The sequence below is a fragment of the Stenotrophomonas sp. 14P6.2.3 genome (assembly GCF_057799055.1).
In genome coordinates, this window is record NZ_JBYOLA010000043.1 from 1 (window position 1) to 18,170 (window position 18,170).

At 68.0% G+C, this 18,170-nt stretch carries 14 protein-coding genes; 12 read left to right on the top strand and 2 right to left on the bottom strand.

Going from position 1 to position 18,170, the window contains the following annotated elements:
• Positions 1 to 460 precede the first annotated feature (460 nt).
• From AC27VL_RS19115 to AC27VL_RS19155, 9 genes are read left to right on the top strand one after another with little or no spacing between them, the layout of a single operon-like run.
• A complete protein-coding gene (locus AC27VL_RS19115; protein ID WP_165781029.1) occupies positions 461 to 2,092 on the top strand; it encodes a TldD/PmbA family protein in 1,632 nt (543 codons plus the stop codon).
• Between the two features lie 27 nt (positions 2,093 to 2,119).
• Positions 2,120 to 3,754 (top strand): TldD/PmbA family protein, encoded by a 1,635-nt coding sequence (locus AC27VL_RS19120; RefSeq protein ID WP_025876010.1) that lies wholly within the window; start codon positions 2,120 to 2,122, stop codon positions 3,752 to 3,754.
• 21 nt (positions 3,755 to 3,775) lie between these two features.
• Entirely contained in the window at positions 3,776 to 5,110 is a 1,335-nt protein-coding gene (locus AC27VL_RS19125; RefSeq protein ID WP_488767897.1) for a TldD/PmbA family protein, read from the top strand.
• On the top strand, positions 5,110 to 5,817 hold the full coding sequence (locus AC27VL_RS19130) for a DUF4159 domain-containing protein (RefSeq protein ID WP_025876014.1): 708 nt from the start codon (positions 5,110 to 5,112) through the stop codon (positions 5,815 to 5,817). The genes AC27VL_RS19125 and AC27VL_RS19130 overlap by 1 nt, the downstream gene beginning before the upstream one ends.
• 13 nt (positions 5,818 to 5,830) lie before the next feature.
• Entirely contained in the window at positions 5,831 to 6,814 is a 984-nt protein-coding gene (locus AC27VL_RS19135; RefSeq protein WP_488767899.1) for an AAA family ATPase, read from the top strand.
• A gap of 7 nt (positions 6,815 to 6,821) precedes the next feature.
• Positions 6,822 to 7,718: a DUF58 domain-containing protein gene (locus AC27VL_RS19140; RefSeq protein WP_100554335.1), complete on the top strand. Its 897-nt coding sequence runs from the start codon at positions 6,822 to 6,824 to the stop codon at positions 7,716 to 7,718.
• On the top strand, positions 7,715 to 8,836 hold the full coding sequence (locus AC27VL_RS19145; RefSeq protein WP_488767901.1) for a BatA domain-containing protein: 1,122 nt from the start codon (positions 7,715 to 7,717) through the stop codon (positions 8,834 to 8,836). Before AC27VL_RS19140 ends, AC27VL_RS19145 begins: the two co-directional genes overlap by 4 nt.
• Positions 8,833 to 10,998 carry a hypothetical protein gene (locus tag AC27VL_RS19150; protein ID WP_488767903.1) on the top strand — a complete coding sequence of 722 codons (2,166 nt, stop codon included), beginning with the start codon at positions 8,833 to 8,835 and terminating at the stop codon, positions 10,996 to 10,998. Before AC27VL_RS19145 ends, AC27VL_RS19150 begins: the two co-directional genes overlap by 4 nt.
• A complete protein-coding gene (locus AC27VL_RS19155) occupies positions 10,995 to 12,800 on the top strand; it encodes a hypothetical protein (RefSeq protein WP_488767905.1) in 1,806 nt (601 codons plus the stop codon). Before AC27VL_RS19150 ends, AC27VL_RS19155 begins: the two co-directional genes overlap by 4 nt.
• Positions 12,801 to 12,857: 57 nt before the next feature.
• Here AC27VL_RS19155 and AC27VL_RS19160 read toward each other — a convergent pair whose 3' ends face one another.
• Positions 12,858 to 13,532: a hypothetical protein gene (locus AC27VL_RS19160; protein WP_180164657.1), complete on the bottom strand. Its 675-nt coding sequence runs from the start codon at positions 13,530 to 13,532 to the stop codon at positions 12,858 to 12,860.
• Positions 13,533 to 13,569: 37 nt separating this feature from the next.
• Complete coding sequence (locus AC27VL_RS19165) at positions 13,570 to 14,091, bottom strand: hypothetical protein (RefSeq protein ID WP_488767907.1); 522 nt, start codon at positions 14,089 to 14,091, stop codon at positions 13,570 to 13,572.
• Positions 14,092 to 14,273: 182 nt separating this feature from the next.
• Here AC27VL_RS19165 and AC27VL_RS19170 point away from each other — a divergent pair, with 182 nt between their 5' ends.
• The 3 genes from AC27VL_RS19170 to AC27VL_RS19180 all read left to right on the top strand — a co-directional run.
• Positions 14,274 to 16,763, top strand: coding sequence for a DEAD/DEAH box helicase (locus AC27VL_RS19170; protein WP_100554330.1), 2,490 nt, complete (start codon positions 14,274 to 14,276; stop codon positions 16,761 to 16,763).
• A complete protein-coding gene (locus AC27VL_RS19175) occupies positions 16,760 to 17,779 on the top strand; it encodes a ribonuclease H-like domain-containing protein (protein WP_488767910.1) in 1,020 nt (339 codons plus the stop codon). The genes AC27VL_RS19170 and AC27VL_RS19175 overlap by 4 nt, the downstream gene beginning before the upstream one ends.
• 89 nt (positions 17,780 to 17,868) lie before the next feature.
• On the top strand, positions 17,869 to 18,170 hold a 302-nt coding region (locus tag AC27VL_RS19180), incomplete at its 3' end, for an I78 family peptidase inhibitor (RefSeq protein ID WP_488767911.1).

Below are 18,170 nucleotides of genomic sequence, written 5' to 3' on the forward strand. Positions count from 1 at the left end.
TGGTCGCGGCATCCATGCCGCTCACACCCCCTCAACCGGACCCACCCCGCCTTCGACAAATTTTCGCGATCTGTCGGAAGGGATCTGACCCCGGATTCATTTCGATATCTGGCAGATGTGTCGACCAAGGTCGACACCTACCAACAGCCGCAGGAATCTGTCAGAGGCGGGGCGGTGTCGGATTGCGGGGTGTCCGCGGCATGGATGCCGCGGCCAAGCCCCCAGGGATGGGTTTACGGCGTCCCCGCAATCCGACACCACCCCGCCAACCCACGGATAGCCAGCTTCTGCCGTTGACGTTGACGTTGATTCGGCAGGTGCAGGGCTGCAAGCCCTGCCGAAACCCACCCCTACCATGACTGCAGTCACTTGCCCGAATGCCCGCCGCTGGCGAAAGTCGGGGAGTTGACGTGATCGGATCGGTCCTTTGCCGGCCGCACGGAAGTGAGAGAGAGACGCAGTGCAACGACGTGAGTTCCTGGCATTTTCCGGTCTGGGCCTGGCGGGCCTGGTCCTGCCGCATTCGCGGCTGATCGCCGCCGAGCAGTTGCTGGCCCCGGTCGACCCGGCCAAGCGCCGACGCCTGGCCGAGGTCGCCCTTGCCGCCGCGCGCGCGGCCAAGGCCAGCTACTGCGACGTGCGCATCGGTCGCTACCTCAACCAGTCGGTGATCACCCGCGAACACCAGGTCGGCAACGTGACCAACCGCGAATCGTCCGGTGTGGGCGTACGGGTGATCGTCAACGGTGCCTGGGGTTTCGCCGCCACCCACCAGCAGACCGAAGCGGCGGTGCGCACCGCCGTCGAGCAGGCCACGGCCATTGCCCGCGCCAATGCCAGCATCCAGACCCGGCCGGTGCAGCTGGCGCCCACTCCGTCGGTAGGCGAGGTGCGTTGGCAGACGCCGATCCGCCGCAATGCGATGGAAGTGCCGATCCAGGACAAGGTCGAACTGCTGCTGGCACTCAATGCGGCCGCGCTGAATGCGGGCGCTGACTACATCAATTCCACCCTGTTCCTGGTCAACGAGCAGAAGTACTTCGCTTCCAGCGACGGCTCGTTCATCGACCAGGACATCCACCGCATCTGGCTGCCGTTCACCGCCACCGCCATCGACAAGGCCAGCGGCAAGTTCCGCACCCGCGCCGGCCTGTCCTCGCCGATGGGCATGGGCTACGAATTCCTCGACGGGGACGCGCGTGGCAAGGTGCAGCTGCCCGGTGGCATCACCGCCTATCGCGATTCCTACGACCCGGTCGAGGACGCCATCGCCGCCGCCCGCCAGGCGCGCGAGAAGCTGAAGGCGCCCTCGGTGAAACCCGGCAAGTACGATCTGGTGCTGGATCCGTCCAACCTGTTCCTGACCATCCACGAGAACGTCGGCCATCCGCTGGAGCTGGACCGCGTGCTCGGCTACGAAGCCAACTACGCCGGCACCAGCTTCGCCACCCTGGACAAGCGCGATGCCGGTTTCCGCTGGGGCAGCGACATCGTCACCTTCTTCGCCGACAAGACCCAGCCGGGCAGCCTTGGTGCGGTCGGCTACGACGACGAAGGGGTGAAGACCCAGCGCTGGGACCTGGTGCGCGACGGCATCCTGGTCGACTACCAGGCTACCCGCGATGAGGCGCACATCCTGGGCCGCGACGCCTCGCATGGCTGCAGCTATGCCGACTCGTGGTCCAGCGTGCAGTTCCAGCGCATGGCCAATGTCTCGCTGGCACCGGGCAGGAAACCGCTCAGCGTCGAAGACATGGTCAAGGACGTGGAGAACGGCATCTACATCCACGGCCGTGGCTCCTATTCCATCGACCAGCAGCGCTACAACGCGCAGTTCGGCGGCCAGCTGTACTACCAGATCAAGAACGGAAAGATCACCGGCATGGTCGAGGATGCGGCCTACCAGATCCGCACGCCTGAGTTCTGGAACGCCTGCACCGCCATCTGCGATGAGCGCGATTTCCGCCTCGGCGGTTCGTTCTTCGACGGCAAGGGCCAACCCGGCCAGGTGTCAGCGGTCTCGCACGGTTCGTCCACCACCCGTTTCAACGGCATCAACATCATCAACACCGCGCGCAGTCTCGGCGCTTGAGCCACCCGTCCTTCATGGAGAGCAGCCTTGCACAGACGTGACTTCCTGGCCCTGACCGGGCTTACCGCTGGCGGCCTGATCGTGCCGTCGTTCTTCGGCAAGGCGATCGCCGCCGAGCAACTGCAGTCCAGCCTCGACCCTGCGCTGAAAAAGCGCCTGGCCGACGCCGCCCTGCAGGCCGCACGCAGCGCCGGCGCCACCTACTGCGACGTGCGCATCGGCCGCTACCTGCGGCAGTTCGTGATCACCCGCGAAGACAAGGTGCAGAACGTGGTCAACACCGAGTCCACCGGTGTGGGCATCCGCGTGATCGTCAACGGCGCCTGGGGCTTTGCCGCCACCAATGCGCTCAGCACCGCCGACGTGGCCCGTGCCGCGCAGCAGGCGGCGGCCATCGCCAAGGCCAACGCGGGCGTGCAGACCGCGCCGGTGCAGCTGGCCAAGGCGCCGGGCGTGGGCGAGGTCAGCTGGAAGACGCCGATCCGCAAGAATGCGATGGAGGTACCGATCAAGGAGAAGGTCGACCTGCTGCTGGACGTCAACGCTGCGGCGATGGGCGCCGGCGCCAGCTTCGTCAATTCGATGCTGTTCCTGGTGAACGAGCAGAAGTACTTCGCCTCCACCGACGGCTCGTACATCGACCAGGACGTGCACCGCATCTGGGCACCGATGACGATCACCGCCATCGACAAGGCCAGCGGCAAGTTCCGCACCCGCGAAGGCCTGTCCGCACCGATGGGCCTGGGCTACGAGTACCTGGATGGCGCCGCTGCCGGCAAGGTGCTGACGCCCAACGGCGTGGTCAATTACGGTTCGTCCTACGACATGAAGGAAGATGCCATCGCGGCGGCCAAGCAGGCGCAGGAGAAGCTGAAGGCGCCGTCGGTGAAGCCGGGCAAGTACGACCTGATCCTGGATCCGTCGCATACCTGGCTGACCATCCACGAGTCGATCGGCCACCCGCTGGAACTGGACCGCGTGCTCGGCTACGAAGCCAACTACGCCGGCACCAGCTTCGCCACCCTGGACAAGCGCGAGCAGCATTTCCAGTACGGCAGCGAGCACGTGAACATCTTCGCCGACAAGACCCAACCGGGCAGCCTCGGCGCGGTGGCGTACGACGATGAAGGCGTGAAGTGCAAGCGCTGGGACCTGATCAGCAACGGCAAGCTGGTGGACTACCAGACCATCCGCGACCAGGCCCACATCCTCGGCAAGACCGAATCCGATGGCTGCTGCTACGCCGACTCGTGGTCCAGCGTGCAGTTCCAGCGCATGGCCAACGTGTCGATGGCGCCGGGCAAGTCGCCGCTGAGCGTGTCGGACATGATCAAGGACGTGGAGAACGGCATCTACATCATCGGTGACGGTTCGTTCTCGATCGACCAGCAGCGTTACAACGCGCAGTTCGGCGGCCAGCTGTTCTACGAGATCAAGAACGGAAAGATCACCCGCATGCTTGAAGACGTGGCCTACCAGATCCGCACGCCGGAGTTCTGGAATGCCTGCAGCGCCGTCGCCGACGAGCGCGACTACCGCCTGGGCGGTTCGTTCTTCGACGGCAAGGGCCAGCCCGGCCAGGTCTCGGCGGTCTCGCACGGGTCTTCAACCGCGCGCTTCAACGGCATCAACGTCATCAACACCGCACGCAGCCTCGGCTGACCGGTCAGGAGCCCTTACACCATGAGTATCTTCACCGAAGCCCAGGCCAAGGCCATCCTCGACAAGGTCATCGCCCTGTCCAAGGCCGATGAGTGCACCGCCGTACTGGCCGGGTCGATCAACGGCAACATCCGTTTCGCCCTGAACAACGTGTCCACCAGTGGCATCGTCGACAACACCGAACTGGCCGTTACCGTGGCTTTCGGCAAGCGCGTGGGTACCGCTTCGATCAACGAGTTCGACGACGCCGCGCTGCAGCGCGTGGTCCGCCGCGCCGAAGACCTGGCCCGCCTTGCCCCGGAGAACCCGGAGTTCATGCCGGCCATCGGCAAGCAGACGTACCGCCCCAGCCCGACCTTCAGCGAATCCACTGCCGCCATCGATCCGGCCTTCCGCGCCAAGGTCGCCGCCGATTCGATCGCGCCGTGCCGTGGCAACGGGCTGATCGCCGCCGGCTTCCTGGAAGACGGCCAGGGCTTCTACGCCACGGCCAACAGCAACGGCAACTTCGGCTACCAGCGCAGCACCAACTTCGATTACACCTGCACCGTGCGCACCGAAGATGGCCGTGGCTCGGGCTGGGTGGGTCGCAACCTGAAGGACGCGGCCGACTTCAAGGCCGACCAGGACATCCGCATCGCGATGCGCAAGGCGACCGAGTCGCAGGAAGCCAAGGCGCTGGAACCCGGCAAGTACACGGTGATCCTGGAACCGGCGGCGGCTGCGGGCCTGATCAGCTTCATGATGAACTTCTTCAGCGCGCGCTCGGCTGACGAAGGCCGCAGCTTCCTGTCGAAGAAGGGCGGCGGCAACAAGCTGGGCGAGCAGGTCTACGATCCGCGCGTGAACATGCATGCCGACCCGTGGCATCCGGATGCGCCGGTGCTACCGTGGGATGGCGAAGGCATGCCGCGCGAGCGCATCGCCATCATCGAGAACGGCAAGGTCGCCAACCTCGACTACTCACGCTTCTGGGCACAGAAGCAGGGCAAGACTGCCAAGGCCACGCCCGGCAACCTGCTGATGAGTGGTGGCGAGAAGAACACCGCCGAGCTGGTGCGCGGCACCCAGAAGGGCATCCTGGTCACCCGCACCTGGTACATCCGCATGGTCGACCCGCAGACCGTGCTGCTGACCGGCCTGACCCGCGATGGCACCTTCTACATCGAGAACGGACAGATCAAGCACCCGGTGAAGAATTTCCGCTTCAACGAGTCGCCGGTGATCATGCTCAACAACATCGAAGAGCTGGGCAAGCCGGTGCGCGTGGCCGGTGACGAATCCAGCTTCGTGATGATGATTCCGCCGATGAAGCTGCGCGATTTCACCTTTACGTCGTTGTCCGACGCGGTCTGATGGATCGCCGGGCCTGCCTGCGCTGGTTGGCCGCTGCCGCTTCGGCGGCGGCGCTGCCGGCATGGGCACAGGCAGGCCCGCGCAGTTCGCGCTACGACTTCTGGTTCACCCGCCTGCAGTACGACTCCGGTGACTGGGACGTGGACGCGCGCATGCCGTCCAACCTGATCACCTCGCTGATCGACTACACCTCCCTGCGGGTGGACCCGCAGGAACGCGTGGTGGCGTTGGCCGACCCGCGCATGCTGGAGGCGCCATTCTGCTACCTGGCCGGGCACACCCTGGTCGAGTTCAACGCCGCCGAACGGCAGAACTTCGTGCGCTACGTGCGCAATGGTGGCTTTGTTTTCGTCGATGACTGCAACCACGATATCGATGGCCTGTTTGCCACCTCGTTCGAAGCGCAGATGGGCCGGCTGTTCGGGCCGAAGGCGCTGCAGAAGCTGCCCAACAGCCACGCGCTGTACCGCAGCTTCTTCCGCTTCCCCGACGGCCCTCCCGCAACCAGCTTCGAGCTCAACGGGTGGGGCGATGACCTGGTGCACGACTACCTGAAAGGCATCGAAGTCGACGGTCGGCTGGGGCTGCTCTACAGCAACAAGGACTACGGCTGCGAGTGGGACTACGACTGGCGCAACAAGCGTTTCCTGGCCGAAGACAACACCCGCTTCGGCGTCAACATCGTGATGTATGCATTGAACAATTGAACGGACCACGCCCATGACCTCCCCCGACCTCGATACCCTGCTGCCGCGCCTGCACGATCTGCGCGCTGCGCTCGCCCACGCCGTGGTCGGCCAGCACACGGTGGTCGAGCAGTTGCTGATCGGCCTGCTGGCCGGTGGCCACTGCCTGCTGGAAGGCGCGCCGGGGCTGGGCAAGACCCTGCTGGTTCGCTCGCTGGGGCAGGCACTGGAACTGCAGTTCCGGCGCGTGCAGTTCACCCCGGACCTGATGCCCAGCGACATCCTCGGCACCGAACTGCTGGAAGAAGACCACGGTACCGGCCATCGCCATTTCCGCTTCCAGCAGGGCCCTATCTTCACCAACCTGCTGCTGGCCGACGAGCTCAACCGCACCCCGCCCAAGACCCAGGCCGCGCTGCTGGAAGCGATGCAGGAGCGCACGGTCAGCTACGCCGGCACCACCTACACGCTGCCGGCGCCGTTCTTCGTGCTGGCCACGCAGAATCCGATCGAACAGGCCGGTACCTATCCATTGCCCGAAGCACAGCTGGACCGCTTCCTGCTGCACGTGCTGGTCGATTACCCCAGCGAGGACGAAGAGCGGCAGATCCTGGAACAGACCACCGGTAGTGCCACCGAAAGCGTGCCGAAGGTGATGGATGCCGACGCGGTGATCGCACTGCAGGCGGCGGTGCGCCAGGTGCATGTCAGCCCCGACGTGCTGGCCTGGATCACCCGCCTGGTGCGCGCCAGCCGTCCCGGCGAGGGCGCACCGGCGGCGATCAACCAGTGGGTGAAATGGGGTGCGGGCCCGCGTGCCGGGCAGTCGCTGGTGCTGGCCGCCAAGGCGCGCGCACTGCTGCAGGGACGTTTCGCCGCCACCCGCGAGGATGTGCAGGCGCTGGCCGCACCGGTGATGCGTCATCGCCTGCTGCTGTCCTTCGCCGCCGAGGCCGAGCAGAAGCGGGCTGACGATGTGGTCGCCGCACTGCTGCAGGCCGTTCCATTCCCCGGTTGATCCACTGGTGACTGCCGGCACGCCGCTGCTGCTGCCACCCGACCTGCGTGCGCGCTTGCGTGCGCTGCGGCTGTGGCCACGCCTGGCCAGCGGCGCGAGCGGCATCGGCCAGCATGCCAGCCGCAGTCGCGGTGCCGGCCTGGAATTCGCCCAGTACCGTGCCTACGAGCCCGGCGACGAACTGCGCCAGATCGACTGGAAGCTGTACGCGCGCTCGGATCGCTTCTTCGTGCGTGAATCCGAGCGCGAAAGCCCGATCACCGTGTGGTTGCTGCTCGATGCCACCGCCTCGGCGGGCCAGGCCGACCGCGCGGCACCTGGACGCAGCCGCCTGGATCACATGCGGCAACTGGCAGCCTGCGTGGTCGAGCTGGCACTGCAGCAAGGTGATCGCTTCGGCCTGCTGGCCATCGACGGCGAAGGCCTGCAGCTGGTGCCGGCCGCACATGGCGCGCGCCAGCGTGACCGCGTGCACCTGCAACTGCATGCCCTGCAGGCGCGTGGCGGATGGCCGACCGCCGAGCGCCTGCGGCCGCTGTGGGAGCGCGTGCGCCCTGGCGATCTGCTGCTGGCCATCGGCGATGGTTTTGATGACGCAGGCATCGTGCTGCTGGAGCAGTTGGCCAGCGCGCGCCGCGAGGTGATGCTGCTGCAGGTGCTGACCGCCGACGAACGCGATTTCCCGTTCGACGCAGGTCATCGTTTCCGCGACCCGGAAACGGGCGATGAACTTCTCGGCGATGGCGCCGCGATCCGTGCCGACTACCTGCAGCGCTTCGCCGAGGCCCATGCCGCGCTGCAGGCGCGGTTGCAGTCCAGTGGCATCGCCACCGCCACCGGTTGGCTCGACCAGCCGCTGGACCAGCCGCTGCAGGCGCTGTTCGGCCGCAGGGGCGGCGCATGAGCCTGCTGTTCCCGCTGGGCCTGGCGGCGCTGGCTGCATGGCTGTTGCCACTGCTGATCCACCTCGCCCGTCGTCATCCCTATACGCCGCTGGATTTCGCTGCGCTGCGCTGGCTGCGCGCCCAGATACGACCGCGCCAGCGCATCCGCTTCGATGATTGGCCACTGTTGCTGGCGCGCCTGCTGTTGCTGGCCGCATTGGCCCTGCTGCTGGCGCGCCCGGCGCTGACCGGTCCTGCACCGGTGCCAGCGGCGTGGACGGTGGTGGCACCGGGCCTGGACGCGAACGCACTGCGCGGCAACGCCGATGCACGCAACTGGCATTGGCTGGCGCCGGGCTTTCCGCCCATCGACCAGCCCACGCCGGTGGACGCTGCTTCCCTGCCCAGTCTGCTGCGCGAGCTGGATGCGCAGCTGCCGGCCGGCACCGCGCTGACCGTACACGTACCCGATCCCTTGCCCGGCCTTGATGGCGCCCGCCTGCAGTTGTCGCGCGAGGTGCAATGGCAGCCACACGCGCTGGCCGTCACCGCAGCGCCGCACGCCTCCGTGGCACCACGCCTGCGTACGCGCAGCGATGCCCCGGCGGCAGCGCTGCAATGGCTGGGCGCGTTGCAGCGCGCATGGAGCACGCAAGCGCTTGCGGCTCCCCTGGCCGACGATGCGTTGCCGGGCCGCGGTGAGATCGGCGTGTGGACCGGCACCGATGTACTGCCTGGCACCTGGCAGAGCTGGCTGCAGCAGGGCGGCACGGTGCTGACCGCTGCCAAGCCGCCAGCGGGCGCAGCCGTCCTGCTGCGTGATGCAGACAATGTGCCGCTGCTATGGCTGCAGCGCATCGGCCAAGGCCGCCTGCTGCATCTGCGCGGCGAATGGAACGCGGCCCGCAACAGTGCACTCCGCGATGACAGCCTGCCCCGCGACCTGCTGCAGGCCCTGCAACCGCCATCGACCCCGCACCTGGGTGACGCGCAGGACCAGGCGCCACGTCGCGGGACGCTGCCAGCGGCAACGCCGCCCCTGCGTGAACCGACCTCCTGGCTGCTGCTGATGATCGTGCTTCTGTTCGCGCTTGAGCGCTGGATGGCGAGCAGCGCGCGACGCAGGGCTGCACCATGAAGACGCTGCAACAGGCATGGCAGCGCGCACGCCGGCGCCGCGCCGCGGTCACTCTGCTGCTGGGCCTGCCATGGGCGTTGGCAGCGGCGGCACTGGCGCTGCGCCTGTCGGGTTTTGATATCGCCTGCGTCGTGGCGACCGTGGCCCTGCTCCTCATTGCGGCCGTGGCAACCACGCGCGCCCGGCAGCTGGACCGGCGCTGGCTGCAGCGCAGGCTGGATGCCAGTGGCGCCAGCGAGGACAGCGCCGACCTGCTGTTCGCTGACGCCGGCACGCTCAATCCACTACAGCAACGCCAGCGCACGCACGTGCTGGCGGCGCTTGAACGCAACCTCCCCGAGCTGCGACCACGTTGGCCGCGCAGGGCAGTGGCGCTGTGCTGGATCGGCGGCATCGCCGTCGCTGTGCTGGCGCTGGGTTGGCCGCACAACACGGCACCGCGCACTGCCGCCCTTGCGACACCGCAAAGCAGCGCAAAGGCCGGTCCGCTGCGCCTGCAGTCCACCCGCCTGCGCGTCGATGCACCGGCCTACACCGGTCAACCCACGCGTACGCAGAACGCACTCGACGCGAAGGTCGCCGCCGACAGTCGCCTGTCCTGGTCGCTGCGCTTCGACCGTGCACCCAGCAAGGCCTGGCTGCAGTTTCACGACGGCCGTCGCCTGCCATTGCGCGAGCACGACGGTGAATGGCACGCTCAGGACGTGGCGCACACCCCGGTGCTGTATCGCGTGGTCAGCGAACCGGCGCTGGCCGACACCCGCCTGCATCGGCTCGACGTGGTCGCCGACCGTGCGCCCACGGTGCGCGTGATCGACCCTGCTGCCAGCCTGGTGCTGGGCAGCCCCGGGCAGCGGCAGTGGACGCTGCGCTTCGAGGCCAGCGACGATCATGGCGTCCTCCCGCAGGCGACGCTGTCGATCACCACCACCCAGGGCAGCGGCGAGAACATCACCTTCGTCCGGCGCAGCGTGACCCTCAGCGGCAGCGGCGAGGCCACGGCACGGCGCTTTGCCCACACCCTCGACCTGGCCGCTCTGGGCGCGCAGCCCGGCAACGATGTGATCGCCCAGCTGGAAGTGCGCGACAACCACGCGCCGACTGCACAGCTCGGCCGCAGCAGCAGCGTGATCCTGCGCCTGCCCAGCACCGAAGCCGTGCTCGGTGCCGAACTGGAAGGCCGCATCAAGAAGACCCTGCCTGCGTACTTCCGCAGCCAGCGGCAGATCATCATCGATGCCGAGGCGTTGATCCGCGAACGCCGGGCCGTCGCCGCCGATACCTTCATCAAGCGCAGCGATGCCATCGGCGTCGACCAGCGCATCCTGCGCCTGCGCTACGGCCAGTTCCTGGGCGAGGAAAGCGAGGGCGCGCCGAAGCCACCGCCGACCAGCGACCTGCCCACCAGCGATACGCCCGCGGCGGACGCACACGATGACGACCATGACCACGATCACGAGGCGCAGGCAGGCGCACACGACGAGCACGGACACGACCACGGCGGCGCAGCCAACGGCAACGACACGCCGCCGGTGTTCGGCAGTGCCACCGACGTGCTGTCCGAGTACGGGCATACCCACGACCACGCCGAGGCGGCGACGCTGCTTGACCCGCAGACGCGCGCCACGCTGAAGGCGGCACTGGACCAGATGTGGTCGGCCGAAGGCGAGCTGCGCCAGGGGCGCCCCGAGCAGGCCCTGCCGTTTGCCTACAAAGCGCTGGCATTCATCAAGCAGGTGCAGCAGGCCGAGCGCATCTACCTGGCCCGCGTCGGCCCGGAGCTGCCGCCAATCGACGAGAGCCGACGCCTGAGCGGTGATCGTGCCGGGTTGTCCAGCCGCGAACTGCCGCTGACCGCGCGCACGCCCCCGGACCCGGCCGTCGTCGAGGCCTGGCAGCGATTGGGCGACGATGCCACCCCGCCCGACCTGGACATGCTGGCCGCCTGGCAACAGCGCAACAGCGCCTTCCTGCCCGACGCACTGGACCTGGCTGCCGCCATCGAGCAACTGCGCATCGAACCCGGCTGCACCGAGTGCCGACAGCGCCTGCGTGCTCAGCTGTGGCGCGCACTGCAGCGGCCACTGCCGGAGGTGATGCGACGCAGTGCAGCCGATGCCATGGGGCAGCGCTACCTCGACGCGCTGGAGGCCCAGCCATGAGCACATCGGCATTGAATGTGTGGATCGCGCTCGTGCTGGGGCTGATCGTGCTCGTCGCCAGTGCGCGCCAGCTGCGTTCGCCCACGCACGGTCGCGGCCATCTGATCGCCGTACTCACGCTGCAGGCCGCCGCCGCTGCGCTGCTGTACGTCTGCCTGCTGCCGCCATCACAACGCGTTGCCCTGACCGGCCTGGTGGTGATCGGCGCCGAGGCCGACAAGGCGGGTGCACTGCCGGCCGGCGCAACCCGGGTGCTGCTGCCGGAAGCAACGAACGTGGCCGGTGCAGCGCGCGTGCCGGACCTGGCCACCGCATTGCGCCGTTATCCGTCCTCTACGGTGACCCTGGTCGGAGCCGGCCTGGCCGCGCGTGATCGCGATGCCGCACTGCCCACCGATACGCGCTGGCAGGCAGCGCCTGCACCCAATGGATGGATCGCTCTGCAGCCGCCTGCGGACGCAGCTCCCGGTGCCCGCTTCGATGTGCACGCACAGGCACGCGGCGTGGAACGCGCGCAGGCCGAACTGCTGGACCCGGCTGGCGCCGTGGTCGATCGTGCGCCGCTGGCAGCCGATGGCCGTGTGCAGCTCAGCGGCGTCGCCCGCGCCGAAGGCCGTAGCGTGTTCCAGCTGCGCCTGCTGGATGCGCAGAGCCATGTGGCCGACAGCGTGCCGGTGCCGCAGCAGACGCTGGCCGCCGCTCCGCTGCGCCTGCTGGTGCGCTCTGCTGCACCGGGCGCCGAACTGAAGTACCTGCGCCGCTGGGCCACCGATGCCGGCATCCGCGTGCAGGTACAGGCCGAGACCGGTGCGGGCCTCAGCCTGGGCGACGGCAACGTGGCGTTGGACGCGTCCACGCTGGCACGCAGCGACCTGCTGCTGCTCGACGAACGCAGCTTGGCCGCACTCGGCGCCGGTCAGATGGCGGCCGTGCGCCAGGCCGTGCGCGACGGCCTGGGCCTGCTGGTACGCAGTACCGGCGCGCCATCGGCCAGCGCACGGCAACGCCTGCGCGAGCTCGGCCTGCCCTTGCAGGGCGATGCCGGCAGCCAGATCGCGGCGATGCCCGGCGAGGGTGACGCCACGATGCTGCAGGCACGTCGCGGGCCCCTTGCCGCCGGCACCCTGCCCACCGGTGATGGCGAAGAAGCGGACCGCGCGTCGCACGCAGCAGCGCTGCCGGCGCTGGAGTACCTGGCACTGCAGGCCGACGGCAGCCGCGCCCTGCTGCGGGATCGCGACGGCAAGCCCATCGGCGGTTGGCGCGCCGTCGGCAAGGGTCGCATCGGCATGCTGCCGATCACTGACAGCTGGCGCTGGGTACTGGCCGGTCGCGAGGATCGCCACGGCGAGTTGTGGAGCTCAGTGTTCGCCACCCTGGCACGCGCGCAGGCTGGTACCGAAGGCCCATGGTCGCCACAGGCACTGGCCTGGGCCGGCGAACGCCAGTCGCTGTGTGGCATGCAGGCACCGCTGCAAGCCTTCGACACACACGGCAAGGGCGTACCGCTGATCGTCGACGGCAGCACCGGCGCGGCGCGATGTGCGGGCTGGTGGCCGCGCCAGGCCGGTTGGCAGCGCCTGCAGCAAGGCGACCGCGTGCATTGGCGCTACGTGTTCGATCCGCAGCAGGCCTCGGCGCTGCACCGACAGGCGATGATCGATGCCACCGCGCAGCGGCTGGCTACATCCGCACCGGCTACCTCGCAGGCGGACCAGCGCGTTCCGGGGCCGCGCTGGCCGTGGTGGTTGGCGTTCGTGCTGTGCGCATCGCTGCTGTGGTGGCTTGAGCGGCGACGCTGATTGGAACGCAAGCACCATCCACGCATGGCGTGGATCTACTGACTCGGAATGCGCCGTTCAACGTTTCCCCGCGCGCCGGTACACACCATTGAACCGCACGTTCATGCCGCCGCACTCGCTGTTGTCGGCCACGATCAGCACGTCCCCCAACAGCTGCGCGTGCACCGTGCAGGTGTCCTCCACGAAGTCGACCTGGGCGCCATGCGGCACCGCCTGCGCGCTCACCGCGCCGATGTTCGGGCCGCCCGGGCGCTCGGCCGGCGTCGGATTGGCCGAGGGCCAGTAGGCATCGCCTTCCACGTGCAGCTGGCCGTCGCGCACGCGGATCCGCAGGCCGTTGTCACTGTCCTTCCAGTCTCCCGACCAGGCCTGCAGCGTAGGGGCTGGAACCGGCAACGCCTGCAGCTTGCTGCGATCCACCCAGCCTGCGCTGCCACCGACCTTGTTCGGGAAGAAGGCGCAGCGGTAACCGCCAAGATCGCGCCCGGTCACCACCGTATCGCCGCTCACCACGTAGCTGCGCTGGCGGCAGGCGGGTTCGCCCTTCGCGGGGCAGCCGTCCATGTCACCCAGCAGATACAGGCGCGGCGTGCCGACCACCTTGGCCAGGGCAAAGCCCGATTGCTCCGAAGGAAACGCGCCATTGCGGCAGGAGCCACCATCGGTCAGCTCGCTGGCGGAGGCGGCAAGCGGGCTCAGCGTGGCAAGCAGGAACAGGGTACGTCGCAGCATCCAGGCAACCTCGAAGGGAAGGTCCGCAGGATACCGCCTACTTCTGAGGCGGTGCCCCGCAACCGTCCTGCTGCGCGCAGAACTGCAGTGCGCGCCGTTGCTGCTCGGCGCTCAGGTCCGGTGGCGGCCGCGCGATGGCCGACTGGATCTGGTCCGGGCCACCGGTGAGCTTGTTCACTCCCTTTGCGGCCGCCATCACGCCCTTGACCACGCCCATCATGATGTAGCCCCCGGCCATGCTGACCTGTTCGGGCGACGGCGGCTCGCTCCAGTTGCGGCTGAAGCGGTTGTTCTCCGCCTTCAGCGGATTCTTGAAGCGGTACAGGTCCAGCGGCTGGTCGTCTTCAGGCTTGAGCGCACGCACTTCACCGAGGGTGGTGACGTTGTCCTGCGGCAGGGTGCTGGAAACCGGCGCGGTGATTGCTGCCGGTGCGTCCGCAGGGGGAGCAGGCGCAGGGTCGGGCACTGTCACCGGCGCGGCCTGCTGCGCCTGCGCGATGCCGGTCAGCAGCAGGCTGGCCAGAAGTGCTCCCTGCGTTCCACGTCGTGCCACAGCCATCCACCCTGTTGGTTGCGTCCAGCGACCAAGGATACGGATGCGGGCTTCAGATTTCGTTGGCGGTGGCACGGGCGTTCAGCGCACAGCGCGCCGCACTGAATGATTCACTCCCTCCCGTCACGGTGTCTCACATGCTGAGACCCATCTGTGGTGCCATGTGACCCCCTGAAAATCCTCTTCCCATGGCCTACGAACTCGCCAAGCGCACCGCCGATGCGGAGCAGCAGCTCGCTACCCGCGATGGCCTGCCCGCCCGCGATGGCGCCCTGCTCAGTGCACGCCTGCAGCGCCGCTACCAGGATCGCATCACCGGCAGTTTCGCCATTCCCGGCCGCGAAGGCCGCTACGCGCCGATTCCCGATTCCGTGCCACCGGCCCTGGCTGCGGCACTGAAGGCACGCGGCATCGAGCAGCTCTATAGCCACCAGGCCGAGGCCTGGGACGCCAGCCAGCGTGGTGAGCACGTGGCCATCGTCACCCCCACTGCCAGCGGCAAGTCGCTGTGCTACACCCTGCCGGTGGTCAGCGCCGCCATGCAGGACAAGGCCAAGGCGCTGTACCTGTTCCCGACCAAGGCACTGGCCCAGGACCAGGTGGCCGAACTGCTGGAGCTCAACCGCGCCGGCGACCTCGGGGTGAAGGCCTTCACCTTCGATGGCGACACCCCCGGCGATGCCCGCCAGGCGATCCGCCTGCATGGCGACATCGTGGTTTCCAACCCGGACATGCTGCACCAGGCGATCCTGCCGCATCACACCAAGTGGGCGCAGTTCTTCGAGAACCTGCGCTACATCGTCATCGACGAAGTGCACACCTATCGCGGCGTGTTCGGCAGCCACGTCACCAACGTGCTGCGCCGGCTCAAGCGCATCTGCGCGTTCTACGGGGTGCAACCGCAGTTCATCCTGTGCTCGGCCACCATCGGCAACCCGCAGGCGCATGCCGAGGCGCTGATCGAAGCGCCGGTCACCGCCATCACCGAATCCGGCGCGCCCAGCGGGCCGAAGCAGGTGCTGCTGTGGAACCCGCCGGTGATCAACCCGGACCTGGGCCTGCGTGCCTCGGCGCGCTCGCAGAGCAACCGCATCGCCCGCATCGCGATCAAGTCCGGGCTGAAGACGCTGGTGTTCGCGCAGACCCGGCTGATGGTGGAGGTGCTGACCAAGTACCTGAAGGACATCTTCGACCACGACCCGCGCAAGCCACCGCGCATCCGCGCGTACCGCGGCGGCTACCTGCCCACCGAGCGCCGCGAGACCGAGCGTGCGATGCGTGCCGGCAACATCGACGGCATCGTCAGCACCTCGGCGCTGGAACTGGGCGTGGACATCGGCAGCCTGGACGTGGTGATCCTCAACGGTTATCCGGGCAGCGTAGCCGCCACCTGGCAGCGCTTCGGCCGTGCCGGCCGCCGCCAGCAGCCTGCCCTCGGGGTGATGGTGGCCAGCTCGCAGCCGCTGGACCAGTACGTGGTAAGGCATCCGGACTTCTTCGCCGAAGCGTCGCCGGAACACGCGCGCATCGCGCCCGACCAGCCGTTGATCCTGTTCGACCACATCCGCTGCGCGGCATTCGAACTGCCGTTCCGGGTCGGCGATGGCTTCGGCCCGATCGACCCGGAAGTGTTCCTGGAAGCACTGGCCGAAACCGAGGTGATCCACCGCGAAGGCGAGCGCTGGGAATGGATCGCCGACAGCTACCCGGCCAACGCGGTCAGCCTGCGTGCGGTGGCCGATGGCAACTTCGTGGTGGTCGACCGCAGCGATGGCCGCCAGCAGATCATCGCCGAGGTCGACTATTCGGCTGCCGCGCTCACCCTGTACGAAGGCGCCATCCACATGGTGCAGTCCACCCCCTACCAGGTGGAAACCTTGGACTGGGAAGGCCGCAAGGCCTATGTCACCCGCACCCACGTGGACTACTACACCGACAGCATCGACTTCACCAAGCTCAAGGTGCTGGACCGTTTCGATGGTGGCGTGGCCGGCCGTGGTGATTCGCACCATGGCGAAGTACACGTGGTGCGCCGCGTGGCCGGCTACAAGAAGATCCGCTACTACACCCACGAGAACATCGGCTACGGTCCGGTCAACCTGCCCGACCAGGAACTGCACACCACCGCAGTGTGGTGGCAGCTGCCGCAGGCGCTGCTGCTGCGCGCCTTCGCCAGCAAGCAGGATGCGCTGGATGGGTTCCTCGGCGCCGCCTATGCGCTGCACATCGTCGCCACGGTGGCGGTGATGGCCGATGCGCGCGACCTGCAGAAGTCGGTGGGCAACGGCGATGGCACCTGGATCGCGATTGCCGACCAGAGCGGGCGCGGCCAGCTGCGTGGCAGCGATGGCGAGCCGGGCGCGGTGGAACTGCTGCAGGAGTTCGTGCCGACCGTGTACCTGTACGACAACTTCCCCGGTGGCGTCGGTCTGAGCGAGCCGTTGTGGCAGCGCCAGGCCGAGCTGGTACAGCGCGCGCGCGAACTGGTACAGCGCTGCGACTGCAGGGCGGGTTGTCCGGCCTGCGTTGGCCCGGTGCTGGCCGCGCAGGAACAGGATGAAACCTCACCGCGTGCGCTGGCGCTGCGCGTACTCGACCTGTTCGATGCCGATGCCTGCCAGCACGTCGCCGACGTGGTGGTGAGCACGCGCGACCCGATGGAGCTGATCGCCCCGTGAGCCTGAGCCTGGACAAGCTGCGCCTGCTGCGGAAGCAGGCCGGTGACCCGAAAGCAGCCACGCCTGCCGCGCCGGCGCAGGACACGCCACCGGTACTGGTGGCCGCCAACGATGCGCGGCAGCCACCGGCCGAGCGATCGGTGTTTGCCTGGGTGGAACAGGAGATCCGCCACAAGCCGACCGGCACGGCCATCTCCACGCCTGCCCCGGCAACACTGCGACGGCCCGAGGTCGGCAGCCTGCATCGCCTGCTCGGCATGCGCTCGCGTGGTGGCCCGGCGCCGGTGCGCGCCAGCGCACAGGACCGCCAACTGCCCGGCAACGAGATCGCACCCGGTCTGTTCCTGATCGAGTCGCTGCTGCCGCAGTCGATTCCCGCCATGCCGCTGTCGCTGGCGTTCGCCAAGCGCGAAGACCAGCACGTGGCCGCACGCGACCTGCTGTTCTTCGATACCGAGACCACCGGCCTGGCCGGTGGCACCGGCACCCGCGCCTTCATGATCGGCGCCGCCGACTGGCACGTGTGCCCACAGCGCGGCGAGGGCCTGCGCATCCGCCAGTTGCTGATCTCCACGATGGCCGCTGAAGAAGCCATGCTGGCCACCTTCGCCCGCTGGCTGCAGCCGCATACCGTGTTCTGCAGCTACAACGGCCGCAGCTACGACGCACCACTGCTGAAGACGCGTTACCGGCTGGCCCGCCAGGCCGATCCCATCACTGCGCTGGACCACGTCGACCTGCTGTATCCCACCCGCCGCCGTTATCGCGGTACGTGGGAAAACTGCAAGCTGTCCACCATCGAGCGGCAACTGCTGCGTGTGGTGCGCGAGGATGATCTGCCTGGTTCGGAAGCCCCTGCTGCGTGGCTGCGTTTCCTGCGCGGCGGCGATGCGGTGAATCTGCGCCGGGTGGCCGACCACAACCACCAGGACGTGGTGACCCTGGCGCTGCTGCTGCAGCGGCTGGTGCGGGAAGAGCAGCGCGAACGGGAGACGCTGGCGCTGGTAAGCGGATGATCGGGGGGGACGGATTCAGGCCGCGTTGACATCAATGACACACGTCCCGGCGACACTGCCGCTACTGAACACCACCCAGGAGTACTTCCATGCGTCGATCCTCCCTGTTGCTGCTTGCGGCCATCCTGCCGCTGGCGGCCTGCAGCCATGCCGGGGGCAACACCTCCGCCGAGGTCGGCAGTCTGCCGGCCAAGGTGTCTGACGGCCCCCAGGAGTGCAAGCCTGAAAAGCTGGAAAGCTTTACCGGCAAGGTCGCCGACGAAGCGACGATCAAGAAGCTGGTGGCAGACAGTGGCGCGCGCAACGCACGCGTGGTCAAACCGGGCATGGCGGTCACCATGGACTTCCGCCAGGACCGCGTGACCGTGCAGGTGGACGCGCAGAACCGCAT

Coding starts and splice junctions, on each gene's coding strand:
- AC27VL_RS19135 (WP_488767899.1), top strand. CDS start 5,831: ATGACCTCCCCCGACCTCGATACCCTGCTGCCGCGCCTGCACGATCTG.
- AC27VL_RS19170 (WP_100554330.1), top strand. CDS start 14,274: ATGGCCTACGAACTCGCCAAGCGCACCGCCGATGCGGAGCAGCAGCTC.
- AC27VL_RS19160 (WP_180164657.1), bottom strand. CDS start 13,532: ATGCTGCGACGTACCCTGTTCCTGCTTGCCACGCTGAGCCCGCTTGCC.
- AC27VL_RS19125 (WP_488767897.1), top strand. CDS start 3,776: ATGAGTATCTTCACCGAAGCCCAGGCCAAGGCCATCCTCGACAAGGTC.
- AC27VL_RS19145 (WP_488767901.1), top strand. CDS start 7,715: ATGAGCCTGCTGTTCCCGCTGGGCCTGGCGGCGCTGGCTGCATGGCTG.
- AC27VL_RS19155 (WP_488767905.1), top strand. CDS start 10,995: ATGAGCACATCGGCATTGAATGTGTGGATCGCGCTCGTGCTGGGGCTG.
- AC27VL_RS19150 (WP_488767903.1), top strand. CDS start 8,833: ATGAAGACGCTGCAACAGGCATGGCAGCGCGCACGCCGGCGCCGCGCC.
- AC27VL_RS19165 (WP_488767907.1), bottom strand. CDS start 14,091: ATGGCTGTGGCACGACGTGGAACGCAGGGAGCACTTCTGGCCAGCCTG.
- AC27VL_RS19130 (WP_025876014.1), top strand. CDS start 5,110: ATGGATCGCCGGGCCTGCCTGCGCTGGTTGGCCGCTGCCGCTTCGGCG.